This window comes from Nocardiopsis sp. KDC1DS13DA1, from assembly GCF_055632325.1.
On record NZ_JBVMUY010000052.1, the window covers coordinates 14,661 to 38,751 of the forward strand.

Below are 24,091 nucleotides of genomic sequence, written 5' to 3' on the forward strand. Positions count from 1 at the left end.
TGCTCCCCGCCGGTGGGCACACGTCCGTCAGTTGATCGACTCGCTAATAATTAGCGCACTAAGTATTAGGGCGCTAAGGAACAGTAGGATCATCGCATACGGTCAGACGCCGACACATCGAGGTGCCCCATGGTCGAGAAGAACCCCGACCTCCAGAACCCGTTGGCCCTCGAACACCAGGTCTGCTTCTCCCTCGCGGTCGCCTCGCGAACCGTGATCGCGCTCTACCGGCCGGTGCTCGCACCCCTGGGCCTCACACACCCCCAGTACCTCGTGATGCTGGCGCTGTGGCAGTTCGCCCCCCTGTCCGTCCGGGAGCTGGCAGAGCTGCTCGAACTCGACTCCGCGACGCTGTCCCCGCTGCTCAAGCGGTTGGAGGCGGCGGGACTGATCCTGCGGGAGCGGCTCCCCGAGGACGAGAGGCGGCTGACCGTCGGGCTGACCCGGGCGGGGCGTGACCTGCGGGCGCGTGCCGAGGCGATCCCCATGCACATGATGGAGAAGCTCGGGCTGTCCCTGGAGGAGCTCCAGGAGCTCAACACCACGCTCAACCGGGTCACCGGCAGGGCCACACGCGCTTTGGCCCAGGAGGAGGAGCGGACCTGACCTCCGCCGGGGTTCCTCCGGGCACGCACGCGCCCCCGCACCGTCGACGGTGCGGGGGCGCGTGCCGTTCCTCAGGCGTGGAACCCCGGGGGGCGGCCGGGCCGACCCGGGCGGGCGGTTCGGAGTCAGGCGGCCGGGACGGTCTCCTTCTCCGGCTCCGCCTCGTTCCGTCCCCCGGCACTGGTGGCCAGGGGCACCTCCTTGACGAACCAGGCGAGCACGAAGCCGACCAGCACGATGGGCACGGCGTAGAGGAAGATCGGCGGGAGCGCCCCGGCGAAGGCGTCCACGATGAACTCCCGCACGGGTGCGGGCAGGCTCTGGAGCATCTCCGGAGTCATCGAGCTGATCCCGGCCTCGCCGCCCGCGAACTCCAGCCCGCCGCCGGGGAGTTCGGCCATGCGGTCGTTGAGGCGGGAGACGAAGATCGAGCCGAACACGGCGATGCCGAAGGACGCGCCGATCTGGCGGAAGTAGTTGTTCGCCGAGGTCGCCGAGCCCAGGTCGCGCCGGGGTGCCGAGTTCTGCACGATCAGCACGAGGTTCTGCATGACCATGCCCACGCCCATGCCCAGCACGAGCATGCCGGAGCCGTTGTAGAGGTAGGGCGTGTCCGCGTCCATCCGGGAGAGCAGGACCAGGCCCGCCGCGATGACGGCGGTGCCGATGATCGGCCAGTGCTTGTAGCGGCCGGTCGCGCTGATCAGGCGCCCGGTGGTGATGGTGCTGACGAGCATGCCGAACACCATGGGGAGCATGAGCAGGCCCGACTCCGTTGCGGAGGCGCCCTTCACCATCTGGAGGAACGTGGGCAGGTAGGAGACCGTGGAGAACATCGCGATGCCCACGGTGATGCCGATGAGCGCGGTCAGGACGAAGTTGCGGTCGGCGAAGAGCCGCAGCGGAACGATCGGCTCGGCCGCGCGCCGCTCCACCAGGACGAACAGGAGCGCGGCGATCACCGAGGCCACGCCCAGACCGATGATCTGCGGGCTGGCCCAGTCGTAGGTGTTCCCCGCCCAACTGGTCATCAGCACCAGGCAGACGCTGGTCGTCGCCAGCAGGATGGTCCCCAGGTAGTCGAGCCTGGGGCGGGGGCCGGACGGCTGCGGCAGACGGATCATCGTGGCCGCCGTGACCAGGGCGATCGCACCCAGCGGCAGGTTGATGTAGAAGATCCAGCGCCAGTCCAGGTGGTCGGTGAAGAAGCCGCCCAGCAGCGGACCCGCGATCGAGGAGACGCCGAACACGGCGCCGATGATCCCCATGTACTTGCCGCGCTCACGCGGGGAGACGACGTCGGCGATGATCGCCTGCGCGCTGATCATGAGGCCGCCGCCGCCGATGCCCTGGAGGGCGCGGAAGGCGATGAGCTGCGGCATGTTCTGGGCGAGCCCGGACAGCACCGAGCCCAGGAGGAACACGGCGATGGCGAAGATGTAGACGTGGCGGCGGCCGAAGAGGTCGCCGGCCTTGCCGTAGATCGGCATGCCGACGGTGGCCGCGAGCATGTACGCGGTCACCACCCAGGACAGGTGCTCCAGCCCGTTGAGCTCACCGACGATCGTGGGCAGGGCCGTGGCCACGATCGTCTGGTCCAGGGAGGCCAGGAGGATGGTCAGGATGATCGCGAGGAAGATCCAGCGCAGCCGGCCGCGGCTGACGTTCTCCTCGGACCGTTCTTGTGTGGGTGGCATGGAACTCCGTTCGCCTGAAGAACGAACCCCCGGGGTGCTCCGGGGCGTTATGGCTCTCCGTCAGTCTGTGGATGGGGTGTAGGCCTCGCCGACGTGGCGGAACGCGGCGCGGAGCACGGCGCGCACGTCCGAGACGCCCTCACCCTCACGGAATTGGAGGCACTTCACCGTGTGCCGGGTCACGGCCATGGCGGTCGCGGCGACCAGCTGCGGGCGTTCGTCCTCCGGAGAGGTGCCCGTCCGCTCGGCGATCGCCCGGCACAGCTCCTGCTCCACGTTGTGGAAGCGGGCGAGCATGCCGGGCACCAGCTGGGGTTCGCGCTCCATGAGCCGCTTGCGCAGGAGCATGGCCTCGCGGTGCGCGGCGAGCCCCTCCGAACTGATGAGGGAGGCGGCCAGCACGGTGATGAGGTCGTCGACGAACTCGCCGGTGGGGCCGCCCTCGGCGAACACCCTCCGGGCCTCCTCGTCGGGGGCCGGCGGAACGTCACCCAGGAGGGCCTCCTCCTTGGTGGCGAAGTAGTTGAAGAACGTGCGTGCGGAGACGTCGGCCTCGGCCGCGATCTCCTCCACGGTGACGTGCTCCAGGCCGCGCTCCAGCGTCAGCCCGACGGCCGCCTCCTGGAGGGCGCGGCGCGTGGCCTGCTTCTTGCGTTCGCGCAGCCCCATGATGTCCTCCCCGTGCACGGTCAATAATTGCATGCCGTGCAAGCTTTCTCAATGTGTATTGTTTCACTCGCCGCAACACAGAACGGCCCCACCCGAGGGCGGAGCCGTCGATCCGTGTCCTGGTGACTACATCTTCGTCGTGTGCAGGGGGCGGACGTACACGACCACCCTCTCGTCCTCGGGCCGGTGCCACGGGTAGGCGTCCTTGTCGAGGTACTTCTTGGCCAGTGCGTTGATGAAGGCCAGGTCGGCATCGTCCTCGACCCGGTCCACGACCCCGCGCACCTCCACGTACCGGTAGGGGTTGTCGGGGTCGATGGCGGAGATCGCGACGCGGTTGTCGCGGTTCAGGTTGAGGAACTTCTGACGGGTCCTGGTCTGGCTGAACTTCAGGAACTCCCCGTCCCAGTCGAGCCAGACCGGACTCGACTGGGGTTCCCCCTGCGGGCCGATGGTGGCCACGTGCCCGAACGCGCGCTTGGTGAGGATGTCCTGGCGGTCCTCGGGAACGGTGGTCATGGTGTGCTCCTCGTCGTCGGCTGAGCTGACGGTTCCGAGTAGACCAACCGGCCGGGGAGGCGCCAAGAAGGCGGGCGCGTCGGCGCGCCCCGGGGCCGCTACGGCGCGTGCATCCCCTGCACCGTCACGACTGTGGTATCCGGTAGGATGTTGGCTTGGTGGCGTACCCCCAGGTCAACTGCGGTGAGTCACGGGGCCTTAGCTCAATTGGCAGAGCAGCGGACTTTTAATCCGCGGGTTCAGGGTTCGATCCCCTGGGGCCCTACCGGTTTTCGACCTTCTCACCTGGGCGTTCCCCCGACATGGGGAGCGCCCTTCGTCGTTCCCCGGCTCCCGGGGCCGGGAGAGCCCGGAGCGCCGCCCGTTGCGTGCCGGGATCGCCGGAGGCTGTGGTGCGGACCGCTCCCCTGGGAGAATGCGGTATGAGCACACCGACCCTGGTCGTCGTCAGCGGCCCCGCGGGTTCCGGCAAGACCACGCTCGCCCACCGGATCGCGCGGGAACTCGGCTGTCCGGCGATCTGTCGCGACGAGATCAAGGAGGGGATGGTCCACGCCACCCCCGGGTTCGAGCCGAGCCCCGGTGACCCGCTGACCCGGAGGACACTCGGCACGTTCTTCGACGTGCTGCGCCTGCTGCTGGAGGCGGGCGTGACCGTGGTGGCCGAAGCGGCGTTCCAGGACCGTCTGTGGCGCCCCGGGCTCGAACCGCTCACCGACCTGGCCCGGATCCGTGTCGTCCGCTGCCGGGTGGACGCCGGCGTCGCCCGGGCCAGGATCCTCCGCCGGGCCGAGGGGAACCCCCGGCGGTCGGCGCACGCCGACGGTGATCTGCTCCGCGCGCTGGAGCGGGGTGAGCTCTCGTTGGATTCGTGGGCGCCGATCTCCCTGGAGGTGCCCACGATCGAGGTCGACACCACGGAGGGCTACGGCCCGGGGCTCGGCGAGGTGGTCTCCTTCGTCGACGGATCGACCGTGGACGGCACGCTCTGATGCCCCGTGTTTGCGGAGCGTGTTCCCGAGGAGGTCCCGCGCGGCGAACACGGTCACCGTGATCCCCGTCCGACGCCCGCGACTACGCCGCGTACGGCGTGAAGAACGGACGTTCCACCAGGTCGGCGATGGTGAACTCCGCGAAGGTGACGTCGGTCAGGACGCGCAAGAGGCACTCCGAGGCCGACATCGGCAAGGGCTGCCAGGAGCTGACCTCGGTCCGCGCCACCACCGGCCAGTCCTCTGGCGGCACCTCGGCGTCGGCGGCCCAGTAGAACTCGGTGGCCGTCTCCGACACGGCCCAGGGCATCAGGCCCCGTCCACCCGGACGGTAGAGACCGTACGGATCGAAGCCGTCCCGCGTGAACGGATATTTCTCCAGCGTCCGCCACAGCGACGCCAGCTTGTCCGCCACCTGCGAGTCGGCGCCCCCCGGAGCACCGTACACATGCAGGTAACCGCTGAACTCCCCCACCCCGAAACAGTGGCAGAGCTCCTTGTGGTCGGCGGGAAGCGCCGTACCGAGGCGCGCCTCGACCACGTCCCACGCGATGTCGACGTCTATCGACCGCCACTCCACGGCGTCGGCGATCCGGCTGACCCACGACACGGCGCCTCCCTGTCCGGCCGTCACGGCACGTCGTCGATCCGGGCCCTCAGTCCGCGGGCGCGGAGGCCTCCTCCTCGGCCGGGGCGGTCAGGGGCAGCCGTACCTGGAAGCGCGTGTCCCCCGGGACGGACTCCACCTGGAGGCTCCCGTGGTGCTTGTTCACCACGATCCGCCAGGAGATGTCCAGGCCCAGTCCGGTTCCCTCGCCCACCGGTTTGGTGGTGAAGAAGGGGACGAAGATGCGGTCGCGGATCTTTGGGTCCACACCGGTCCCGGTGTCCCCGAACTCCACCAGCAGGTGGTCCCCGTTCCGTGCCGTGCGCACGGTCAGCGTCCCCTCACCGTCCATCGCCGCGACGGCGTTGTCGATGAGGTTGGTCCACACCTGGTTCAGTTCACCCGGGTAGGCGGGGACCCTCGGCAGTGTCCGGTCGTACTCCTTGACGACGCGGATCCCGGTCCCGATCTTCTTGGAGAGCATCACGAGCGTGCTGTCCAGCAGGTCGTGCACGTCGGTGACCTGGAAGGGCGCGCGGTCGAGCTGCGAGTACTGCTTGGCCGTGTCCACGAGGTGCGAGATGCGGGTGGCGGAGTCCTCGATCTCGTCCATGAGCAGTTCGGTCTCCACCGTGTACTCCAGCCACCGGACGGCCCCCTCCAGGGTTCCCTCGTCCACGGCCTCCGCCACCCGCTCCAGCCAGTCGGTGTCCAGCCCGGCCTGCACGAACGTCGGCGCCAGGTCCCAGCCGCCCGCGATGCCGTGCTCGTCGAGCCAGTCGGCGAGCTCGTCCTCCCGGTCGGCGGCCTCCAGCGCGCTCAGCGGCTCGGCCTTCGAGACCTGTTCGGCGGTGCGCTCCTGGATGTCGACGAGCGTCTCCAGGGTCCGGCGCGTGTACGGGCCCGCCGCTATGATCCCGAGCTTGTGCCGCATCCCGGCCACCCGCCCGCGCAGCGCCGACGTGGCCCGCACGGCGGCCGCGGCGGGGTTGTTGAGCTCGTGGGTCAGGCCCGCGGACAGGGAGCCGAGCGCCAGGAGCCGCTCGCGCTGGTCGATCGTCCGCTGGGAGTTCTGGGTGCCGAAGAACATCCCCTCCAGCAGGTGGACGGCCATCGGGAACCAGTCCCGCATGATCGAGGCGAAGGTCTCGGCGGGCAGGACGAAGAACCGGGAGGGCTCCGTGACGCGGAGGGAGCCCCGGTAGCGCTGGTCCCCGTCCCCGCTCAGGTAGGCCTGCATGGCACCCGCGTACGCCCCCCGGTGCGAGGTGCGGATGGTCTCCACGTCGTCACCGCCGACCCGGCGCGACATCACCACCCGGCCCTCCAGGAGTACGTAGAAGCAGGTGGCCGGGTCGCCCTCGCGGTAGACGGGACCGGGCCCGAACTCCTCCACGCGGCCCTCGCGGCACAGCCGCGCCAGTTGCTCGTCGTCCAGCCTCTCGAACAGGAAGAGCGTGCGGAGCTCCTCCTCGTCGCAACGCGTCGGCCGCCCGCTCATGACTGCTCCAGGTAGCGGTGGACGAGCATCACGGCCATGGCGCCCTCGCCGACCGCGGAGGCGACCCGCTTGGCCGACTCCGCGCGGGCGTCGCCCGCGACGAACACCCCCGGCACGCTCGTCTCCAGGTGGTAGGGCGGCCGGTCCAGTTCCCAGCCGCCCGGCGGCCGACCGTCGACGGTCAGGTCCGGTCCGGCCGGGATGAACCCGCGCTCGTCCCGGACCACGGTGCCCTCCAGCCAGTCGGTGAGCGGGGCCGCCCCGATGAACACGAACAGCCACTGCGCGCCGACGAGTTCGGTGCGCCCGCTCTCCGCGTCGCGCAGGGTGAGCCGCTCCAGGTGGACGGAGCCGTGCGCGGCCTCGACGACCGTGCCCGTGCGGACGTGGATGTTGGGGGTGTCCTCGATCTGCCGGATCAGGTAGTGCGACATCGACGCCTCCAGCGAGGGGCCGCGCACCAGCAGGGTCACCGACTTGGCTCCGCGGGACAGGTACATGGCGGCCTGGCCGGCCGAGTTCGCGCCGCCGACGACGTACACGTCGTGGCCCTGGCAGGAGGGGGCCTCGGTGAGCGCCGACCCGTAGAACACCCCGCGCCCGGTCAGTTCGTCGAGCCCCGGGGCGCCCAACCGCCGGTAGGAGACCCCGGTCGCCAGGAGGACGCTGTGCGCGTAGATCGCGGAGCCGTCCGAGAAGCGGACGGTGCGCGAGGAACCGCTCACCTCCAGCCCCGACACCTCACGCGCGCTCAGGATCTCGGCGCCGAACTTCGCCGCCTGCCGCCTGGCCCGTTCCGTGAGCTGGGCGCCGGACACGCCGTCCGGGAAGCCGAGGTAGTTCTCGATCCGCGAGCTCTGACCCGCCTGGCCACCGGTGGCCGAGCGTTCCACCAGGACGGTGCGCAGACCCTCGGAGGCCCCGTAGACGGCCGCGCCGAGCCCGGCCGGGCCGCCGCCGATCACCACGAGGTCGTAGAACTCCTCCGCCGGTGTCGTGGCCAGCCCCACCAGCGACGCGAGCTCGGGGTCCCCGGGCTCCGCCCGCGCCGTCCCGTCCGGGGCGATCACCAGCGGCAGCCGCTCCGTGTCCTGCCCGGCGGCCTCCAGCAGCCGCCGCCCCTCCGGCTCCTCGCACGAGTACCAGCGGTAGGGCACGTGGTTGCGGGCCAGGAACTCCCGTACGTCCGACGACCGCGCCGACCACCGGTGGCCGATCACCTTGGTGGTGGCCGCGGTCCGGTGCCCGTGGGCCCGCCAGGCCGCCAGGAGGTCGTCCAGGACCGGGTAGAGCTTCTCCTCCGGGGGGTCCCAGGGCTTGAGGAGGTAGTGGTCGAGGTCGACGAGGTTGATCGCGTCGATCGCCGCGTTGGTGTCCGCGTAGGCGGTCAGCAGGACGCGGCGGGCGCCCGGGTAGACGTCGATGGCCTGTTCGAGGAACTCGATGCCGTTCATCCTCGGCATCCGGTAGTCGGCCAGGACCACCGCCACCTGGTCGCCGCGGAGCTTGAGCTCCCGCAGCGCGTCGAGCGCGGTCTCGCCGGACTCGGCGCGCACGATCCGGTACGCGTCCCCGTAGCGGCGCCGCAGGTCGCGGGCGATGGAGCGGGACACGCCCGGATCATCGTCCACGGTCAGAATGACGGTTCGTCCCGATCCTGTCGGCTGCGCCATGCGTCTCCCCTGTCCGATCGACCCGCCGCACCCTGCAACGCCGGAGCCGGGCCGTCCAGTCCGGGGTGCGACCGGTCACCGCACGGAAGAGTACGGTGTCCGCGCCGTTGCTCCCAGGGGCGGGTGGCCGGATCCCCGGGCGGGCGGCCCGTCCGGGACGCGGTCGGCCCTCCCCGCGCGGGGAGGGCCGACCGCCGGGAGACGGGCACGGGGAGGAGGCGGGCCCTCCCCGTGGGGCGGCTCAGCCGCTCAGGGCGCGGATGAGCGCCTCCTCGTCGTCGTGGGCGAGGTTGGTCTGGATGACGGTCGGGTGCAGGGGCTTGAACGCGCTGACCACCCGTTCGCGCGTGGCCGACTGCGCGAGCAGGAAGACCGCGGCCCGGCCCTGGTCGAGCTCGGAGCCGATCCGCTTGATCATGTCGTCGTCGATGCCGACGTCGCTGAGCTTGCCCGCGACCGCGCCCGAGGCGGCGCCCACGGCCATGCCGAGCAGCGGGTTGAGGAACAGCAGACCGATGAGCGTGCCCCAGAAGGCGCCGCCCAGCGCCCCCACTCCGGTGAGGTTGACGGTCTGGTGGATGCGGGGCCGCCCCTTGGCGTCCTTGTAGACGTAGGCCGCGTCCTCCAGCTTCAGCAGTTCCTGCTTGGCCAGATCGGACGCGATGTCCAGCGCCTCTTCGGCCGTCTTGGTGTCGGCCACGCCGAGCACGACGAGCTGCGCCATCCGTTCCTCCTGTGATTGCTTCGCGTGATTGGATGTTCACTCACAGTCTTTCCGGGTGGGCTTCGCCGTAGCGCCATCGTTCGGAAAAGCGAGCACCATGTTCGACCGGGCCCGGGTGTGACATGCCGGACACCGGCCGCCTCCGCGGTCCCGGGGCGCGGTCGGGCCCGGAGGCGTGTGCGCTGGGCCTTCGCGCGGGGCGGCCGTGCTCCGGGCGAACGGCCCCACCCCGTGGTGACCTGTGTGAACCGGGTGTTTCCGCTGTTGGGAGGCCGTACATTGCGCCGGGCGCCGTCCGTGTGGCCCGTCCCGGGGCGCCGTCGGACACGGCCGACGGCTTTTGGACGTTTCCCACAACGGATGCCGCCCAGAGTCCTCCGCCGACGACATGGCGCCGCCGGTCGACAGACGGGAGGATGAACTCTGCGGAGTGCCGCCATGGGGGCGGCGCGCACATCGTCGATCTCACAGAAGGACTCAATCGGGTGTTCACTCGCGTCGCCATCGTCAACCGTGGTGAGGCCGCCATGCGCCTCATCCACGCCGTACGTGACCTCGCCGCGGAGACAGGGGCACGGATCGAGACCGTCGCCCTGTACACCGACGTCGATCGCGCGGCAGCCTTCGTCCGTGAGGCGGACCTGTCCTACGACCTCGGGCCCGCGTCCGCGCGCCCGTACCTCGACCTGAAGGTGCTGGAGCGCGCGCTGGTGGAGACCGGCGCGGACGCCGCGTGGGTCGGTTGGGGCTTCGTCGCCGAGGACCCGGCGTTCGCGGAGCTGTGCGAGCGGGTCGGCGTCACCTTCGTCGGTCCCAGCGCCGAGGCCATGCGCAAGCTCGGCGACAAGATCGGCGCGAAGCTGATCGCCGAGGAGGTCGGCGTGCCGGTCGCCCCCTGGAGCCGGGGCGCGGTCGAGACCCTGGACGCCGCCCTGGAGTCGGCGTCGCGGATCGGCTACCCGCTGATGCTGAAGGCGACCGCGGGCGGCGGCGGGCGCGGTATCCGCGTCATCAACCACGAGGGCGAGCTGGCCGAGGCCTACGAGCGGACCAGCCAGGAGGCCGCCCGGGCGTTCGGCAGCGGTGTCGTGTTCCTGGAACGCCTGGTCACCCACGCCCGGCACGTCGAGGTACAGGTGATCGCCGACGGCGAGACCGCCTGGGCGCTCGGCGTGCGCGACTGCTCGGTGCAGCGGCGCAACCAGAAGATCATCGAGGAGTCGGCCTCGCCGGTCCTGAGCCCCGAGCAGACCGCCGAGCTCAAGACGTCGGCCGAGCGGCTGGCCGTCGCGGTCGGCTACCGCGGCGCGGCCACGGTCGAGTTCCTCTACCACCCCGGCGACGAGCTCTTCGCCTTCCTGGAGGTCAACACCCGACTCCAGGTCGAGCACCCGATCACCGAGTCCACCACCGGCGTCGACCTGGTCAGGGCGCAGCTGCACGTGGCCTCCGGCGGACGGCTGGAGGGCGCGCCGCCGGCTGAGCGCGGGCACGCCATCGAGGCCCGGCTCAACGCCGAGGACCCGGACCGCGACTTCGCCCCCTCCCCGGGCCGCATCGCGCGGCTGGACCTGCCCGCGGGACCGGGCATCCGGGTGGACACCGGCGTCAGCGAGGGCGACACCATCCCCGCCGACTTCGACTCGATGATCGCCAAGATCATCGCCTACGGAGCCGACCGCGACGAGGCGCTCGGCAGGCTCCGCCGGGCGATGGCGCAGACCACCGTGATCATCGAGGGCGGCGCGACGAACAAGAGCTTCGTGCTCGACCTGCTCGACCGGCCCGAGGTCATCGACGCCAGCGCCGACACCGGCTGGATCGACCGGGTCCGGAGCGAGGGCGGACTCGTCTGCCACCGGCACTCCGCCGTCGCCCTGGCCGCGGCCGCCATCGAGGCCTACGAGGAGGAGGAGCGCGTCGAGCAGCACCGCCTGCTGTCGACCGCGTTCGGCGGCCGTCCGCAGGTGCAGCACGAGAGCGGCCGGCCGCTGGACCTCAAACTGCGCGGTGTCGGCTACCGCGTGCGGGTCGCGCGCGTCGGCGCGCACCGCTTCCGCGTCGGGATCGAGGCGGGCGAGGAGGCCCGCACCGCCGACGTCGAGCTCGACCGCTTCGACGAGCACACCGGGCGGATCATCGTCAACGGCACCCAGTACCGGCTGCTCACCGGGACACACGGACCGATCCACCTGGTCGAGGTGGAGGGCGTGGCGCACCGCGTCAGCCGCGACGAGGGCGGCGTCCTGCGCTCGCCCGCGCCCGCACTGGTCGTCGCCACACCGCTGGAGGTCGGCGCCGAGGTCGAGGCGGGCGCTCCGGTCCTGGTGCTGGAGAGCATGAAGATGGAGACGGTGCTGCGGGCGCCGTTCCGGGCACGGCTGAAGGAGTGCGCCGTGTCCGTGGGCAGCCAGGTGGAGACCGGCGCCGCGCTGCTGCGCCTGGAGCCGCTCGCCGACGACGAGGCCGAGGACACCTCCGCCGCCGAGGCGGTGGAACTGGACCTGCCCCTCCCCGCCGAGGGGGTCCCCGCCCGCACGCGTACCGCGCGCGGCCACGAGGACGTGCGGAGCCTGCTGCTGGGCTTCGACGTCGACCCGCACGACGAACGCCGGGTGCTCGACGACTACCTCGCCGCGCGCGAGCAGGCCGTCGCGGAGGGCCACCGGCCGCTGGCCGAGGAGCTCCGCCTCGTCGACCTGTTCGCCGACCTCGCCGAGCTGAGCCGCAACCGCCCGGCCGGTGAGGAGGGCGGCGCGGACGACCGCCTCCACAGCGCGCGCGAGTACTTCCACACCTACCTCCAGAGCCTCGACGTCGAACGGGCCGGGCTCCCCGAGGCGTTCCAGGACAAGCTCGCCAGGGCCCTCGGGCACTACGGGGTCACCGACCTGGAGCGCTCCCCCGAGCTCGAATCCGCGGTGTTCCGGATCTTCCTCGCCCAGCAGCGCGTGTCCGCCGACGTCTCCGTGGTGACCGAGCTGCTGCGCGCGTGGCTGCGGGAGCCGCAGCCGGGCGAGTCCCTGCGCGAGACCGCCGGACGCGTGCTGGAGCGGCTGGTGGCCGCCACCCAGGTCCGCTTCCCCGCGGTCGCCGACCTCGCGCGCGGCGTCGTGTTCTCCTGGTTCGGCCAGCCGCTCCTGCGCCGCAACCGCGCCCGCGTCTACGCCAACGTCCGCCGGCACCTGCGCCACCTGGACGCCGACCCGCAGGCGCCGGACCGCGCCGAGCGCGTCGCCGAGATGGTGCGCAGCACCGAGCCGCTGGTGCGGCTGCTCGGCCAGCGGCTCGTCCGCGCCGACCTGGACAACTCCGTCATGCTGGAGGTCCTGACCCGCCGGTACTACGGCAACAAGGGCCTCACCGGGGTCCGCGCGGCCGAGGCCGGGGGGTGCACCTTCGTGGTCGCCGACCGCGCGGGGTCGCGCGTGGTCTCCTCCGCGGTGGGCTTCGACGCGCTGGGCGGTGCGCTGCGCGGGCTCGCCGAGCTGGCGAACGGCGAGCACGACATCGACGCCGACATCTACCTCGCCTGGGAGAAGCAGCCCGAGGACTTCGACGCGATGGCCGCCGCGCTGCAGGAGGCCCTCAGGGTGCACCCGCTGCCGGACCGGGTCCGCAGGCTGACCACGACCGTCGCCGGCCGCGACGGCGCGGTGATGCACCACCACTTCACGTTCCGTCCGTCGCCGACCGGGATGGCCGAGGACCGGCTGATCCGCGGCCTGCACCCCTACATCGCGCAGCGGATGCAGATGGAGCGGCTGAGCAGGTTCGACCTCACCCGGCTGCCGTCCTCGGACGAGGAGGTCTACCTCTTCCGGTGCGTGGCGCGGGAGAACCCGTCGGACGACCGCCTCGTCGCGTTCGCGCAGGTGCGCGACCTGACCGAACTGCGCGAGCAGGACGGCAGGCTCGTCGCGCTGCCGACGGCCGAGGACACCGTCGCCGCCTGCCTCGACTCGATCCGCAGGGAGCGGTCGCGGCGCCCGTCGCGCAAACGCTCCAACACCAACCGGATCGTGATCTACGTCTGGCCGCCGAGCGAGATCACCCGCGAGGAGCTGGAGATGATCGCCGGGCGGGTGCGGCCGACGGCCGAGGGCGCCGGACTGGAGGAGATCCTGTTCATCGCGCGCCAGCGCGACCCGGAGACCGGCGAGCTGGCCAAGGTCGCCATCCGCATCTCCTCCGACGCCACCGGGGCCACCGAGCTGACCATCGGCGAGCCGTCGGACGAGCCGGTCGAGCCGGTCGACGACTACCGCCAGAAGGTGCTGCGCGCGAGCAGCCGCAACACGGTGTACCCGTACGAGCTGACCGGCCTGCTCGGCGAGTTCGTGGAGCACGACCTCGACGACGACCACGTGCTCGTCCCGGTCGACCGGCCCAAGGGGCGCAACACCGCCGCGATCGTCGCGGGCGTGGTGACCACGCCCACCGAGCGGCACCCCGAGGGCGTCCGCCGGGTGGTCCTGCTCGGCGACCCGACCAAGTCGCTCGGCGCGCTGTCCGAGCCGGAGTGCCGCCGGGTGATCGCGGCGCTGGACCTGGCCGAGCGGTTGCGGGTCCCGCTGGAGTGGTACGCGCTGTCGGCCGGTGCGCGGATCTCCATGGAGTCCGGCACGGAGAACATGGACTGGGTGGCCGCGGCGCTCAAGCGGATCGTCGAGTTCACTCAGGACGGCGGTGAGGTCAACGTCGTCGTCGCGGGCATCAACGTCGGCGCCCAGCCGTACTGGAACGCCGAGGCGACGATGCTCATGCACACCAAGGGCGTCCTGGTCATGACGCCGGACTCGGCGATGGTGCTCACCGGCAAGCAGTCGCTCGACTTCTCCGGCGGCGTGTCGGCCGAGGACAACTTCGGCATCGGCGGCTACGACCGGGTCATGGGTCCGAACGGGCAGGCGCAGTACTGGGCGCCGAACCTGACCGCCGCGCGCGACGTCCTGATGTCGCACTACGACCACTCCTACGTCGTGCCGGGCGAGGAGCGGCCGCGGCGGGCCGCGACCGCCGACCCCGTCGACCGCGACGTCTCCGACTTCCCGCACACGGTGGAGGGCAGCGACTTCACCACCGTCGGCGAGATCTTCTCCGCGCAGGCCAACCCGGACCGCAAGAAGCCGTTCGACATCCGGACGGTGATGCGGGCGCTCTCCGACCAGGACCACGCGGTGCTGGAGCGCTGGGCGGGCATGGCCGACGCGGACACCGCGGTGGTGCAGGACGTGCACCTGGGCGGGATGCCGGTGTCCCTGCTCGGCATCGAGTCGCGGTCGGTCCAGCGCCGCGGCTTCCCGCGCACCGACGGCCCGGACGCCTACACCGCGGGCACGCTGTTCCCGAAGTCGTCGAAGAAGGCCGCACGGGCGATCAACGCCGCCAGCGGCAACCGGCCGCTCGTGGTGCTGGCGAACCTGTCGGGCTTCGACGGCTCACCGGAGTCGATGCGCGAACTCCAGCTGGAGTACGGCGCGGAGATCGGCCGCGCGATCGTGAACTTCCGCGGGCCCATCGTGTTCTGCGTGATCTCTCGGTACCACGGCGGCGCCTTCGTGGTGTTCTCCAAGGCGCTGAACCCGAACATGACCGTGCTCGCGCTGGAGGGCTCCTACGCCTCGGTGCTCGGCGGCGCCCCCGCCGCCGCGGTGGTGTTCTCCGGTGAGGTCAACGCCCGGACCGCGGCCGACCCGCGGGTGCGGGACCTGGAGGCCCGTGTCGCGGCCGCCTCCGGTGCCGACCGCGCCGCGCTGACCGCCGAGCTCGACGAGCTGCGCGTGTCGGTCCGGGCGGAGAAGCTCGGCGAGGTGGCCGCGGAGTTCGACCGCGTGCACGACATCCACCGCGCGGTGGAGGTGGGCTCCGTGGACGCGGTCATCAGCGCCGCCGAGCTGCGCCCGCGCGTCATCGCCGCCCTGGAGGCGCACCAGGGCGGGTGACGCCACCGCCCGAGCCCTGAGGCCCCCGGCGGGCCGGTCACCGACCGCGGTGGCCGGTTCCCGCCGGGGGCCTCCCGCGTCACGGGGGTTCGTCCCCGGGCGGACCGGTGCCGCCCCCCTCGCGCGCCGAAACCGCGGAGGGCTACGGTGGGGCGCGAACGCCCGAGCCCGTGATCCCCGGCGCGCCCGGCCGCGCCGCCGACCCCCTGGGAGACCCGTGGTCTGTGACCTGTCGTCCGTCGTCGGCTGGTTTCTGGTCGTCTTCGCGGGGATCGTCCAACTCCTGGCGGCACGGAACGCTGGCGGCAGCCCTCCCGGGGCGACCAGGGCGGGCGTGGGACTGGCCTTGGGTACGGGGGCCGTGCTCCTGCTCGCCTCCGGGGCCGCCGAGTGGTTCGGCCGCTGTCAGACCGCCTGACCCGCCTCCGCCGCCTCCCGCCTGATCCGCTCGAACTGCGCGCCCATGGCCTCGGCGAGCGCGTTGGCCCCCGACAGCGGCCGGACCATGACGGTGAGCTCCTCGATCAGGCCGTCCCCGCCCACGCGCAGGAAGTCGCAGCCCTGGACCCGGCGGCCGTTCACCGTCGCCTCGAACATGAGCGCGTGGTCGCGGCCGTCGGTCCCCTCGTACTCCCGCAGGTAGCGGAAGTCCTCGAAGACCCGCAGGACCCCGCGCAGGATCGCCGCGGTGATCGCCCGGCCCGGGTAGGGCCGGAAGACCACCGGGCTGGTGAACACGACGTCCTCGGCGAGCAGTGCCTCGACCGCGGCCATGTCCCTGGCCTCGACCGCCGCGCGGAACTCACGCATGTGCCCTCCTGGACAACTCGTTGAGTAGGTGTGTCGGACACTAGGTTGTATGCACATAGTTGTCCAGTCTTGAAATTGACTAGTCAACTTGGTTCACTCGACCCCATGGCATTGCGCGACGCGGTGATGGCCGCACTCCTGGAGGGTGAGGCGTCCGGATATGACCTGGCCAAGGGCTTCGACGCCTCGGTGGCCAACTTCTGGATGGCCACACCGCAGCAGCTCTACCGGGAACTGGACCGCATGGAGGCCGAGGGCCTGGTCCGGGCACGCGTCGTGCACCAGGAGAAGCGCCCGAACAAGCGGCTGTTCTCCCTCACCGACGCCGGACGCCGGGCCCTGCGCGAGTTCACCGCCGCGCCGCCCAGACCGGGCGCGATGCGTGAGGACCTCCTGGTCCAGGTGCAGGCGGTGGACGCGGGTGACGTCGCCGCGGTCCGGGGCTCGGTCGCGGAGCGGATCGGGTGGGCGCGCGCGAAGATCGCCCGCTACGAGCGGCTGCGCGAGCGCCTCCTCCAGGGGAGGAGCGAGGAGGAGCACCTCGTCCACGCCGAGCGGGTCGGCCCCTACCTGACCCTCCTGGCGGGCCTGGCCTTCGAGCGGGAGAACGTGCGCTGGGGCGAGCGGGTCCTGGCCGTGCTCGACCGCCGGGCGGCGCGGGCGGACACCGGCACCGAGTCCGACTCGGGACGGGGGTGAGGCCGGTGGGGTACCTGCGCTACGTCGCGGTCGGCGACAGCCAGACCGAGGGGCTGAACGACGGGGACGAGGCCACCGGGTACCGGGGGTGGGCCGACCGGCTCGCCGGGACGCTCGCCGCCCACGAACCCGGGTTCGCCTACGCCAACCTCGCCGTGCGCGGACGGCTGGCCGGGCGTATCCGCGCCGAGCAACTGGCGCCCGCGCTCGCCCTCGACCCCGACCTGGTGACCGTGATGGCGGGCATGAACGACCTGGTCCGACCGGGGTACGACGCGGACGCCGTGGCCGCCGACCTGGAGGCGATGCTGGCCGCGTTCACCGCCTCCGGGGCGACCACGGTGACCTTCACCTTCCCCGACATCGCCCGGATCGCCCCGCTGGCGGGGCGGCTGCGCCCGCGCGTGCTGGACCTCAACGACCGGATCCGCACCATGGCCCGCCGCCACGGCTCCGTGCTGGTCGACACGTTCCCGTACCCGGTGACCACGGATCCCCGGCTGTGGAGCGCCGACCGCATCCACGCCACGCCGCTGGGGCACGCCCGTATCGCGGCGGCGGTCGCCCACGCGCTCGGCGTCGCGGGCAGTGACGCCTCCTGGTCCGATCCGCTGCCCCCGCTCGCGCCCCCGCCGTCCTGGCGCCGTGCCGGGGCGGAGCTCGCCTGGGTCGCCGCGTTCCTCGGCCCCTGGGTGTTGCGGCGGCTGCGCGGACGCTCGTCGGGCGACGGCCGGAGGGCGAAGCGGCCCCGGCTGGAGCCGGTCCGCGCCGCCGACGGGTGACCCGGGTACCGGCCCTCAGGACCCGTCCGGTCCCTCCAGTACCGAGACCGTCCCCTGCGCCACGGCGCACGGGGTCTCCACCCCGTCGGCGTCCACGGTGGACAGCTCGCAGCGGCACACCACACGGGTGCGCCCGGCCCGGACGATCCGCGCGCGGGCCCGCAGCAGGTCGCCCCGGGCGGGGCGCAGGTAGTCGATGGTGAACCCGGCGGTCACGACCCGCGCGCCGACCGCGGCGCCCGCCGCGAACGTGAGCGCGTTGTCCGCCGCGTAGCTCAGCACCCCGCCGTGCACGAACCCGTGCTGCTGGCGCAGGTCGTCCCGGATCTCCAGCTCCAGCGTCGCACCCTCCTCGTCGAAGGCCGTCAGCCGGGCGCCGAGCAGGACGCTGAAGGGCTGGGCCTCCAGCACCTTCCGCGCCACCGTCAGGTCCAGATCACCGCTCACACCGCACCCCTGTCCCGTGGGTCCCCTCGGTTGGTGCATCGACCCTCCTGCGCCCCGGACCGGGCTGTCAAGGGGAAGTGACCCGCGGGTCAGGCGACCTGGGGGAGCGCCGCCGCGACCGCGTTCCGGTCACCGCGCGCGGGCAGGGGGAAGACGATCCGCAGCCCCTGTCCGTCGCCCGGCGCGAAGACGTCGAACGAGGAGTTGAGCACCCGCTCCCTGATCGCCGAGCGGACCAGGCCCTCCCGGGGCAGGGTCATCAGGTGCCCCCGGGGTCGGGAGAACACCGGGTCCGCCTCGAAGACGAAGAGCCGGCGGTCGGTCATCGCCAGGTACATGGGGGTCGGCGTCGGGACGACCGCGAAGGCTCCGCCGCTCATGATCGCCGAGGCCGCGCCGAACACCGCGGTCCGGCCCACGGACACCGAGGACAGGTTGACGACGGTCGTCACCTCCACCCGCTCCCCGGGTTCGAGCAGGGGCTCCAGTGCGGCCAGGAAGTGGCGGCGGCGTCTTCCGTTCACGGGTGTGTTCCTTCGGCGCTGGTCGTGAACCGGACGGGGCAACCCGCCCGACGGTGTGACGGCCCGGCCTCCGGGGCGCCGTCGGGAGGCCCGGGGCGCGGTGCGGGTCGTCGGCTCAATATCGCACACGCCCGTGGGTACCTCCTTCCGGGATCCCCGTGAAAGCGGAGGTCACGGGGTGTGCGGATGCGGGCCACCTGGGACCGGTACGGGCGGTTCCCCGCCGACGGGGGTTCGTGCGACGTGCTTGTGCGTGACGTCAGTTGCGGCCTCCTCGCCCTGGCGGGCATCCCCGGCGGGCGCCTGACGGCGCGGTACCCGCGCGAAGCCCCCTGCCGGAGCCCGAACCAGCCCCCCTGGAGTGACCGCTCCGGGGAACAGGCCCTAAGCGGTCCGCTCGGTCTCGTTCATCCGCTCGATCGTGGGACCGGCGGCCCGGGCCCACGGGATCGAGAGGAGGGCGGCGGCCGTGATCCCCAGCGCGCCGGCCACCACGATGACGGTCCCGGTGCTGACGAACTCCGCGAAGAACCCGGCGACGAGGATGCCCACGCCCTGGGCGACCTGGAGTCCCGCCGCGACCAGCCCGAAGGCCAGGGCCCGGCCCTCCTTGGGCACGCACAGGACGAACGCCGCGTTGGCGACGAACTGGTAGGAGCCGGCGACCCCCACCAGGGCGAGGGCGGTGACCATCAGCCACAGCGGCGGGTCCAGCAGCCACAGGAGCAGCGGCACGGAGGTGAGCACGGCCAGCGGGCCGAGCAGTCGCATCCGGGTGGGCGGCGGGATCAGCCGGGTGAGGACGAGTCCGCCGATCAGCGCTCCGACCGCGGAGCCCGCCATGATGAACCCGGTCGCCGCGTCCCCCGCGCCGATCTCGGCGGCCATCGGCTTGGCGAGGCCGTACGGGATCGAGTACAGGCCGGCGAGCCAGGCGAGCAGCGCCAGGGTGCGCAGGCGGGAGTCGCCGAAGACGAGCTTGGCGCCGTCCCGGGTCATCGCGAGGAAGCCCGGGCGGTCCTCGTCGCCGGAGCGGGCGGCGGGGCGGGGGCGGACACCGACCAGCACGATGAGCGTGGACAGGACGAAGACGGCGCCGTTGGCGGCCACGGCGACGTGCGGACCGATGAACCCGACGACGACTCCGCCCGCGACGAGGCCGATCAGCATGCCGACCTGCGAGGTGAGCTGGATGATGGCCGTGCTGGCCACGTACCGCTCGCCCTGGACGATCTCGGTCATGAGCGCCGCGCGTGCGGCGGCGAACGGGATCGACGGCAGGACGGAGCAGAACAGCAGCGTCCAGATCGCCCAGACCGGCATCCCCGGAACGGCGATGAGGAGCACGACCAGGGCGCGGACCAGGTCACACACCACCATGACCTGGCGGCGGGGGAAGAGGTCGGCGAGTCCGGACAGCAGCGGCCCGGCGATGAACGGGGGCAGGAAGGTGACCGCGAGCGTGACACCGGTCGCGAAGGCGGACCCGGTGAGCTGGTAGACGAGGATGCTGGTGGCGATGTTCAGCACGTTGGTGCCGATCATCGAGAGCGCGTGGGCGAGCCAGATGGAGCGGAACTCGCCGATCCTCATGACCTCGCGGTAGCTGCTCCGCCAGGACTCGCTCGGGGGGTTGGGGGTCTCGTGGCCCCCGTCATCAGATGATTTGTCGAGGCTCGGATTCGACACCCGGCACTCCCTCGTTTTTACAGGGTTGAATTCACGCTGTGTCGCGTCCCGATGACCAACCGTTCCCGACGTGGCGGCTCGCCGCAAGCCGCTTTGAGGATTTCGTGTCTGATTCGTTGCGCTGGGTTAGGGTTTTCCCGCGCGTTCGGGTGCACCCTGACCTGCTTCTCGGCGTATCGGGGGCGCGGTTCGGGGGGAGATGTACGGGAGCGCCGGAATGAACCTGGAATTCCAGGTTGGCGCCCCCTGGTGTCGATTCGACTTTCCGGGGTAGGGCAAATCAGGCACTTCGTCCTTCTGTGTCCCGTTCCTGGGCTGTCAGGCCCAGCCGAGCTCGTCGAGCCGGGCGTCGTCGATGCCGAAGTGGTGTGCGATCTCGTGGATGACGGTGACACGGACCTCCTCCACGACCTCCTCCGCGGTCTCGCAGATCGCGCAGATGTCGCGCCGGTAGATGAGGATCCGGTCCGGCAGCACCCCGAAGTAGGCGTCGCCCCGCTCGGTCAGCGGCACACCCTCGTACAGCCCGAGCAGACCGTCCGGCGACTCGTCCTCGACCGTGATGACCACGTTGTCCATGAGTCGCGCCAGATGAGAGGGGATCTCGTCCAGGGCGTCCGCGACCAGTTCCTCGAATTGCGCGCGCGTCAGTTCCACCACACCAGCCATTGTGCTGCCTGGCCGCGGGTGCCGGAAGGGAGCTGGAAGAGACATAACACTCTGGACGGGAGGAAACATTGGGAACGGTCCGCGGTGGCGGCATCATGGGGGAGTGGTGTCTTGGGAATCAGTCCGCGCATACGACTACCGGGGAGCCTTCCAGCGTGTGCGGGCCGGACGTACGTGGCGTTGGGCCTGCGTCGTCGTGGCGGGGCTCGTCGGGGGGTGGCTGGGGCTTGCCCTCGGGGGGCAGGTCGTCACCCCGATCGGCCCGGCCGACGTCACGTTCAGCCTGGTGCCCCAGTGGCACGGTGAGACGGTCGTCGACGTCGCCCCCTTCGGGCAGCTCGCCTTCGACACCCACCGGGCCCCGCTGCGGTTGGAGGCGACCATCTCCGACATCCGGCTGTCCGCGGCCGAGGAGATGTTCGCCGACCCGGAGTCCATCAACCGCATGGCCGCGGGTATCGGCGAGGACCTGCGCACCGGGGTGACCGCGCTGCTGGTCCGGGGGGTGCTGGCCGCCGGCCTGGGGGCGCTGCTGGTGGGGCTGGTGCTGTTCAGGAACGTGTGGCGGGCCCTGTGCAGCGCGGCGACGTCGCTGGCGGTGCTCGCGGCCTCCGGGGCCGTCGCCGCGGCCACGTTCAACCCGAGCGCGATCGCCGAGCCCCGGTACACGGGCCTCATCGCGGGGGCACCGCAGGTGGTGGGTAGCGCCGAGGCCGTCGTGAGCCGTTTCACGCAGTACCAGGAGCAGCTCGCCGGACTGGTGGGCAACGTGTCGAGGCTCTACGAGGCGACCTCGACCCTGCCCGTGTACGAGGAGGACGAGTCGGTCATCCGCGTCCTGCACGTGTCCGACATCCATCTCAACCCGGCGTCGTGGGCCATCATCGGCACCCTCGCGGACCAGTACGGGATCGACCTGATCGTGGACTCCGGCGACCTGACCGACCGGGGAAGCGCCGCCGAGGACGCCTTCGCGGACGAGATCGCCGACCTGGAGGTGCCCTACGTGTGGGTGCGCGGACGGCACGACTCCATGGGGACCCAGCGGGCGGTGGCGGCGCAGCCGAACGCCGTGGTGCTCGACGGGGAGGTCCGGGAGGTGGCGGGGCTGACCCTCTACGGGGCGGGCGATCCGCGGTTCGTCCCGGACGCGACCCGGCTCAACCCGAGTCCGCGGGAGGTCGCCGAACTGGGCGAGGAGCAGGCGGAGGCGGTGGCCGACTCCGGGGACGAGGTGGACGTGGCCGTGTTGCACACGCGTGCGCAGGCGGGGCCGTTCGACGGTGTGGCGCCGCTCGTCCTCATGGGGAACGAGCACCAGCGGTCCACACGGCTCGGATCCGAGGGCACACGGTTCCTGGTGCAGGGGTCCACGGGCGGCGCGGGCCTGGGTGGTCTTGATCACGCCGCGGGGCGGCCGATCCCGTACCAGGCGTCGGTGCTGTACCTGGACGCGGAGACCGGGCGTCTCCAGGCGCGCGACGACATCGACCTCGGTGGGATCGGTCTGACGTCCGCGCAGGTCGAACGGCACGTCGAACCCGACCCCGACCGTCGGGTGGGGGAGTCGGGCGGGGGCCCCGACGCGTCGGCGAGCCCGTCCGGGGAGTGACGTTCCCGCAGGCGGAGACCGTCCGCGATGGGCGGGCGAATCGCTTTGGAGTTGGTGGGAATCTCCCCTATGCTTGACCTGTCACACGGGCCCCCATCGTCTAGCGGCCTAGGACGCCGCCCTTTCAAGGCGGTAGCGCGGGTTCGAATCCCGTTGGGGGTACGAGGCGGTCAGACCACTGTCGGACATCTGGCAGAATGAGTACCGCAGCAACGCGCCGGGTCCTCGGAACCGGCGTGACAACCGAACAAGGTCCTGTGGAGCAGTTAGGAGTGCTCGCCACCCTGTCAAGGTGGAGGCCGCGGGTTCAAATCCCGTCAGGACCGCAGATGCCGCCGAGCGATCGGCGCGCATGGCTAGGTAGCTCAGTTGGTACGAGCGTCCGCCTGAAAAGCGGAAGGTCGGCGGTTCGACCCCGCCCCTAGCCACCCACCCTGAACAGGGAACACGCCCGGAGGCCACAGGCCCCGGGCGTTTTTTGACAGCAACGTGACAGCAACCGGCTCAGCCGAGCGCGTTCCCCAGCTTCCCGAGCGCCCGCCGCTTGTCGTCCAGCGAGGCGTGCGCGTAGATCGTCATCGTGACTCCGATGTCGCTGTGTCCGACGATCTCCCGGACCACCTGGGGCGGTACCTCCAGGTTGAGCAGGAGCGTCACGCAGGTGTGCCGCAGGTCGTGGAAGCGCATCCCGTCCAGGCCCGCCGCCCGACGCAGCGGTTCCCAGCTCCGCCGCAGGTTGTCCGGCTCCAGGGGAGTGCCCCGGCGAGATGGGAAGACGAGCCCGTGTTCCTCCCAGCCGGGGAAGGCGTCCGAGCGTTCGATGAACTGCCGCTTGCGGTGCGCCTTGAGCGCGTCCACGCAGATCCCAGGGAGCGGTACCGTTCGAGCCGAGCCCTCCGTCTTGGGAGGGACGAGGGTGAGTTTGCCGGAGACCCGTTGCAGGGTGTGGACGACCTCCAGGCGCCCCGCGTCCAAGTCGACGTCACACCAACGCAGCCCGAGCAGTTCCCCGCGCCGCAGGCCCAGGCAGAGCGCCAGGACGTACAGGGCGTGGAACCGGTCGTTCTCCGACGCCTTGAGCAGGCGGCGCGACTGGGCGACGTCCAGGCCCCGGTTCACCGCGTAGCGCGGCGGCGAGACCTTGACGAGGGACGCCACGTTGCGCGGGATCACCTCCTCGCGGACGGCCGTCTGGAGGGCGTTGCGGAGCACGGCGTGGATCGACTGCACCATGCGCGCCGACAGGTGTTGCTTGCAGCACCGGGGTTCGGGGAGCGCGCAGCACTGCGGCTTGTCCCGAGCGGCGTCAGTGCCGTTGCGGCAGCACTTGCAGAGTTGCCGAACACCCGTGACGAAGGTCCGGACGTCCCGAGCGGTGAGCTTGGCCAGCCGCTTCCTCCCCAGGCCGGGGACAAGGTAGCGGCGAACGACACCTTCGTAGCCCTGGACCGTCTTGGGGCGGCGTTCGGCCCGCACGACGTGTTCCAGCCAGTAGTCCAGGTACTCCGCCACGGTCCAGTTCTCGGAGGCGACGGGGATACCCCGGTCGGAGTCGGCCAGAAGCTTGTTCAGCTTCGCGCGGGCGTCGTCGTGGTCGCGTCCGTAGCCCTGGACACGCTTGTACGTGCCGTCAGTGGTCAGGACGTACCCAGCGAAGGCGTAACGACCGTCTTTGCGCTGCCAGATGCTTCCCTCACCGTTGGCACGCCTGCGCCCCCTGCGGCGGCGGTTGTTGCTCTCAGAGGCGCTCACGCGGCGTCCTCCAGGGCTTCGAGGCACTCGGAGAGCGCGGCGACGGGGATGAGACGGCGACGCCCGATCTTGACGGTGCGGAGCGTGCGGGAGCGGATGAGGTTGTAGACCATCCAGCGGCTCACTCGCAGGCGTTCGGCGGCCTCTTCGACGGTCAGGAGGAGTTCGGTCATG

Annotated in this window: 21 protein-coding genes and 4 tRNA genes; 11 read left to right on the plus strand and 14 right to left on the minus strand. The window is 71.5% G+C overall.

Annotated features, from left to right (window positions below):
* The first annotated feature begins 129 nt into the window (after window positions 1–129).
* Window positions 130–606 (plus strand): MarR family winged helix-turn-helix transcriptional regulator, encoded by a 477-nt coding sequence (locus ACTVAJ_RS28010; RefSeq protein ID WP_470391293.1) that lies wholly within the window; start codon window positions 130–132, stop codon window positions 604–606.
* 125 nt (window positions 607–731) lie between these two features.
* Here ACTVAJ_RS28010 and ACTVAJ_RS28015 read toward each other — a convergent pair whose 3' ends face one another.
* The 3 genes from ACTVAJ_RS28015 to ACTVAJ_RS28025 all read right to left on the minus strand — a co-directional run bounded on the left by ACTVAJ_RS28015 (window position 732) and on the right by ACTVAJ_RS28025 (window position 3,491).
* Window positions 732–2,303: an MDR family MFS transporter gene (locus tag ACTVAJ_RS28015; protein WP_470391294.1), complete on the minus strand. Its 1,572-nt coding sequence runs from the start codon at window positions 2,301–2,303 to the stop codon at window positions 732–734.
* A gap of 60 nt (window positions 2,304–2,363) precedes the next feature.
* Window positions 2,364–2,972: a TetR/AcrR family transcriptional regulator gene (locus ACTVAJ_RS28020; protein WP_470391381.1), complete on the minus strand. Its 609-nt coding sequence runs from the start codon at window positions 2,970–2,972 to the stop codon at window positions 2,364–2,366.
* 126 nt (window positions 2,973–3,098) lie between these two features.
* Window positions 3,099–3,491, minus strand: a complete 393-nt coding sequence (locus ACTVAJ_RS28025; RefSeq protein WP_470391295.1) for a PPOX class F420-dependent oxidoreductase — start codon at window positions 3,489–3,491, stop codon at window positions 3,099–3,101.
* Between the two features lie 192 nt (window positions 3,492–3,683).
* Here ACTVAJ_RS28025 and ACTVAJ_RS28030 point away from each other — a divergent pair.
* Both ACTVAJ_RS28030 and ACTVAJ_RS28035 read left to right on the plus strand, forming a co-directional pair.
* Window positions 3,684–3,756 (plus strand) — tRNA-Lys (locus ACTVAJ_RS28030).
* A 157-nt stretch (window positions 3,757–3,913) separates the two neighbouring features.
* A complete protein-coding gene (locus tag ACTVAJ_RS28035; protein ID WP_470391296.1) occupies window positions 3,914–4,483 on the plus strand; it encodes a P-loop nucleotide/nucleoside kinase family protein in 570 nt (189 codons plus the stop codon).
* Between the two features lie 82 nt (window positions 4,484–4,565).
* On the opposite strand, the gene ACTVAJ_RS28040 is transcribed toward ACTVAJ_RS28035, so the two are convergent.
* The 4 genes from ACTVAJ_RS28040 to ACTVAJ_RS28055 form a co-directional block, all read right to left on the minus strand.
* Entirely contained in the window at window positions 4,566–5,093 is a 528-nt protein-coding gene (locus tag ACTVAJ_RS28040; RefSeq protein WP_470391297.1) for an SMI1/KNR4 family protein, read from the minus strand.
* Window positions 5,094–5,139: 46 nt separating this feature from the next.
* A complete protein-coding gene (locus tag ACTVAJ_RS28045) occupies window positions 5,140–6,591 on the minus strand; it encodes an ATP-binding protein (RefSeq protein ID WP_470391298.1) in 1,452 nt (483 codons plus the stop codon).
* Window positions 6,588–8,264, minus strand: a complete 1,677-nt coding sequence (locus ACTVAJ_RS28050; RefSeq protein ID WP_470391299.1) for an NAD(P)/FAD-dependent oxidoreductase — start codon at window positions 8,262–8,264, stop codon at window positions 6,588–6,590. The genes ACTVAJ_RS28045 and ACTVAJ_RS28050 overlap by 4 nt, the downstream gene beginning before the upstream one ends.
* Window positions 8,265–8,505: 241 nt before the next feature.
* Window positions 8,506–8,988: a DUF1269 domain-containing protein gene (locus tag ACTVAJ_RS28055; RefSeq protein ID WP_470391300.1), complete on the minus strand. Its 483-nt coding sequence runs from the start codon at window positions 8,986–8,988 to the stop codon at window positions 8,506–8,508.
* Window positions 8,989–9,473: 485 nt separating this feature from the next.
* Between ACTVAJ_RS28055 and ACTVAJ_RS28060 the strand changes: the two genes are divergently transcribed.
* Both ACTVAJ_RS28060 and ACTVAJ_RS28065 read left to right on the plus strand, forming a co-directional pair.
* Window positions 9,474–14,933: an ATP-binding protein gene (locus tag ACTVAJ_RS28060; RefSeq protein WP_470391301.1), complete on the plus strand. Its 5,460-nt coding sequence runs from the start codon at window positions 9,474–9,476 to the stop codon at window positions 14,931–14,933.
* A 217-nt stretch (window positions 14,934–15,150) separates the two neighbouring features.
* Window positions 15,151–15,351: a hypothetical protein gene (locus ACTVAJ_RS28065; RefSeq protein ID WP_470391302.1), complete on the plus strand. Its 201-nt coding sequence runs from the start codon at window positions 15,151–15,153 to the stop codon at window positions 15,349–15,351.
* On the opposite strand, the gene ACTVAJ_RS28070 is transcribed toward ACTVAJ_RS28065, so the two are convergent.
* The gene (locus ACTVAJ_RS28070) at window positions 15,339–15,743 is read right to left on the minus strand and encodes a nuclear transport factor 2 family protein (RefSeq protein WP_470391303.1); all 405 of its coding nucleotides are present in this window, start codon (window positions 15,741–15,743) and stop codon (window positions 15,339–15,341) included. The genes ACTVAJ_RS28065 and ACTVAJ_RS28070 overlap by 13 nt on opposite strands.
* Before the next feature lie 105 nt (window positions 15,744–15,848).
* Here ACTVAJ_RS28070 and ACTVAJ_RS28075 point away from each other — a divergent pair, with 105 nt between their 5' ends.
* Together ACTVAJ_RS28075 and ACTVAJ_RS28080 are read left to right on the plus strand one after the other, a co-directional pair.
* Window positions 15,849–16,442: a PadR family transcriptional regulator gene (locus tag ACTVAJ_RS28075; RefSeq protein ID WP_470391304.1), complete on the plus strand. Its 594-nt coding sequence runs from the start codon at window positions 15,849–15,851 to the stop codon at window positions 16,440–16,442.
* 5 nt (window positions 16,443–16,447) lie between these two features.
* The gene (locus ACTVAJ_RS28080; protein WP_470391305.1) at window positions 16,448–17,224 is read left to right on the plus strand and encodes an SGNH/GDSL hydrolase family protein; all 777 of its coding nucleotides are present in this window, start codon (window positions 16,448–16,450) and stop codon (window positions 17,222–17,224) included.
* 15 nt (window positions 17,225–17,239) lie between these two features.
* Here ACTVAJ_RS28080 and ACTVAJ_RS28085 read toward each other — a convergent pair whose 3' ends face one another.
* From ACTVAJ_RS28085 to ACTVAJ_RS28100, 4 genes are all read right to left on the minus strand, one after another.
* Window positions 17,240–17,710, minus strand: a complete 471-nt coding sequence (locus ACTVAJ_RS28085; RefSeq protein ID WP_470391306.1) for a PaaI family thioesterase — start codon at window positions 17,708–17,710, stop codon at window positions 17,240–17,242.
* A gap of 50 nt (window positions 17,711–17,760) precedes the next feature.
* Window positions 17,761–18,195, minus strand: a complete 435-nt coding sequence (locus ACTVAJ_RS28090) for a hypothetical protein (protein WP_470391307.1) — start codon at window positions 18,193–18,195, stop codon at window positions 17,761–17,763.
* Window positions 18,196–18,579: 384 nt separating this feature from the next.
* Window positions 18,580–19,884 carry an MFS transporter gene (locus tag ACTVAJ_RS28095; protein WP_470391308.1) on the minus strand — a complete coding sequence of 435 codons (1,305 nt, stop codon included), beginning with the start codon at window positions 19,882–19,884 and terminating at the stop codon, window positions 18,580–18,582.
* A gap of 318 nt (window positions 19,885–20,202) precedes the next feature.
* A complete protein-coding gene (locus ACTVAJ_RS28100) occupies window positions 20,203–20,553 on the minus strand; it encodes a metallopeptidase family protein (RefSeq protein WP_470391309.1) in 351 nt (116 codons plus the stop codon).
* 106 nt (window positions 20,554–20,659) lie between these two features.
* On the opposite strand from ACTVAJ_RS28100, the gene ACTVAJ_RS28105 reads away from it, so the two are divergent.
* From ACTVAJ_RS28105 to ACTVAJ_RS28120, 4 genes are all read left to right on the plus strand, one after another.
* A complete protein-coding gene (locus ACTVAJ_RS28105; protein ID WP_470391310.1) occupies window positions 20,660–22,165 on the plus strand; it encodes a metallophosphoesterase family protein in 1,506 nt (501 codons plus the stop codon).
* An 89-nt stretch (window positions 22,166–22,254) separates the two neighbouring features.
* Window positions 22,255–22,327: transfer RNA gene (locus ACTVAJ_RS28110), tRNA-Glu, on the plus strand.
* Window positions 22,328–22,416: 89 nt separating this feature from the next.
* Window positions 22,417–22,491 (plus strand) — tRNA-Asp (locus tag ACTVAJ_RS28115).
* 28 nt (window positions 22,492–22,519) lie between these two features.
* Window positions 22,520–22,593 (plus strand) — tRNA-Phe (locus tag ACTVAJ_RS28120).
* Window positions 22,594–22,669: 76 nt separating this feature from the next.
* On the opposite strand, the gene ACTVAJ_RS28125 is transcribed toward ACTVAJ_RS28120, so the two are convergent.
* Together ACTVAJ_RS28125 and ACTVAJ_RS28130 are read right to left on the minus strand one after the other, a co-directional pair.
* The gene (locus ACTVAJ_RS28125) at window positions 22,670–23,917 is read right to left on the minus strand and encodes a tyrosine-type recombinase/integrase (protein WP_470391311.1); all 1,248 of its coding nucleotides are present in this window, start codon (window positions 23,915–23,917) and stop codon (window positions 22,670–22,672) included.
* Window positions 23,914–24,090, minus strand: a complete 177-nt coding sequence (locus ACTVAJ_RS28130; RefSeq protein WP_470391312.1) for a helix-turn-helix domain-containing protein — start codon at window positions 24,088–24,090, stop codon at window positions 23,914–23,916. The genes ACTVAJ_RS28125 and ACTVAJ_RS28130 overlap by 4 nt, the downstream gene beginning before the upstream one ends.
* Between the last annotated feature and the right edge of the window lies 1 nt (window position 24,091).

Excerpts from the sequence above, each read along its gene's own strand:
- ACTVAJ_RS28010 (WP_470391293.1), top strand. The coding sequence starts at position 130 with ATGGTCGAGAAGAACCCCGACCTCCAGAACCCGTTGGCCCTCGAACAC.
- ACTVAJ_RS28015 (WP_470391294.1), bottom strand. The coding sequence starts at position 2,303 with ATGCCACCCACACAAGAACGGTCCGAGGAGAACGTCAGCCGCGGCCGG.
- ACTVAJ_RS28020 (WP_470391381.1), bottom strand. The coding sequence starts at position 2,972 with ATGGGGCTGCGCGAACGCAAGAAGCAGGCCACGCGCCGCGCCCTCCAG.
- ACTVAJ_RS28025 (WP_470391295.1), bottom strand. The coding sequence starts at position 3,491 with ATGACCACCGTTCCCGAGGACCGCCAGGACATCCTCACCAAGCGCGCG.
- ACTVAJ_RS28035 (WP_470391296.1), top strand. The coding sequence starts at position 3,914 with ATGAGCACACCGACCCTGGTCGTCGTCAGCGGCCCCGCGGGTTCCGGC.
- ACTVAJ_RS28045 (WP_470391298.1), bottom strand. The coding sequence starts at position 6,591 with ATGAGCGGGCGGCCGACGCGTTGCGACGAGGAGGAGCTCCGCACGCTC.
- ACTVAJ_RS28050 (WP_470391299.1), bottom strand. The coding sequence starts at position 8,264 with ATGGCGCAGCCGACAGGATCGGGACGAACCGTCATTCTGACCGTGGAC.
- ACTVAJ_RS28055 (WP_470391300.1), bottom strand. The coding sequence starts at position 8,988 with ATGGCGCAGCTCGTCGTGCTCGGCGTGGCCGACACCAAGACGGCCGAA.
- ACTVAJ_RS28070 (WP_470391303.1), bottom strand. The coding sequence starts at position 15,743 with ATGCGTGAGTTCCGCGCGGCGGTCGAGGCCAGGGACATGGCCGCGGTC.
- ACTVAJ_RS28075 (WP_470391304.1), top strand. The coding sequence starts at position 15,849 with ATGGCATTGCGCGACGCGGTGATGGCCGCACTCCTGGAGGGTGAGGCG.
- ACTVAJ_RS28085 (WP_470391306.1), bottom strand. The coding sequence starts at position 17,710 with ATGCACCAACCGAGGGGACCCACGGGACAGGGGTGCGGTGTGAGCGGT.
- ACTVAJ_RS28100 (WP_470391309.1), bottom strand. The coding sequence starts at position 20,553 with ATGGCTGGTGTGGTGGAACTGACGCGCGCGCAATTCGAGGAACTGGTC.
- ACTVAJ_RS28130 (WP_470391312.1), bottom strand. The coding sequence starts at position 24,090 with ATGACCGAACTCCTCCTGACCGTCGAAGAGGCCGCCGAACGCCTGCGA.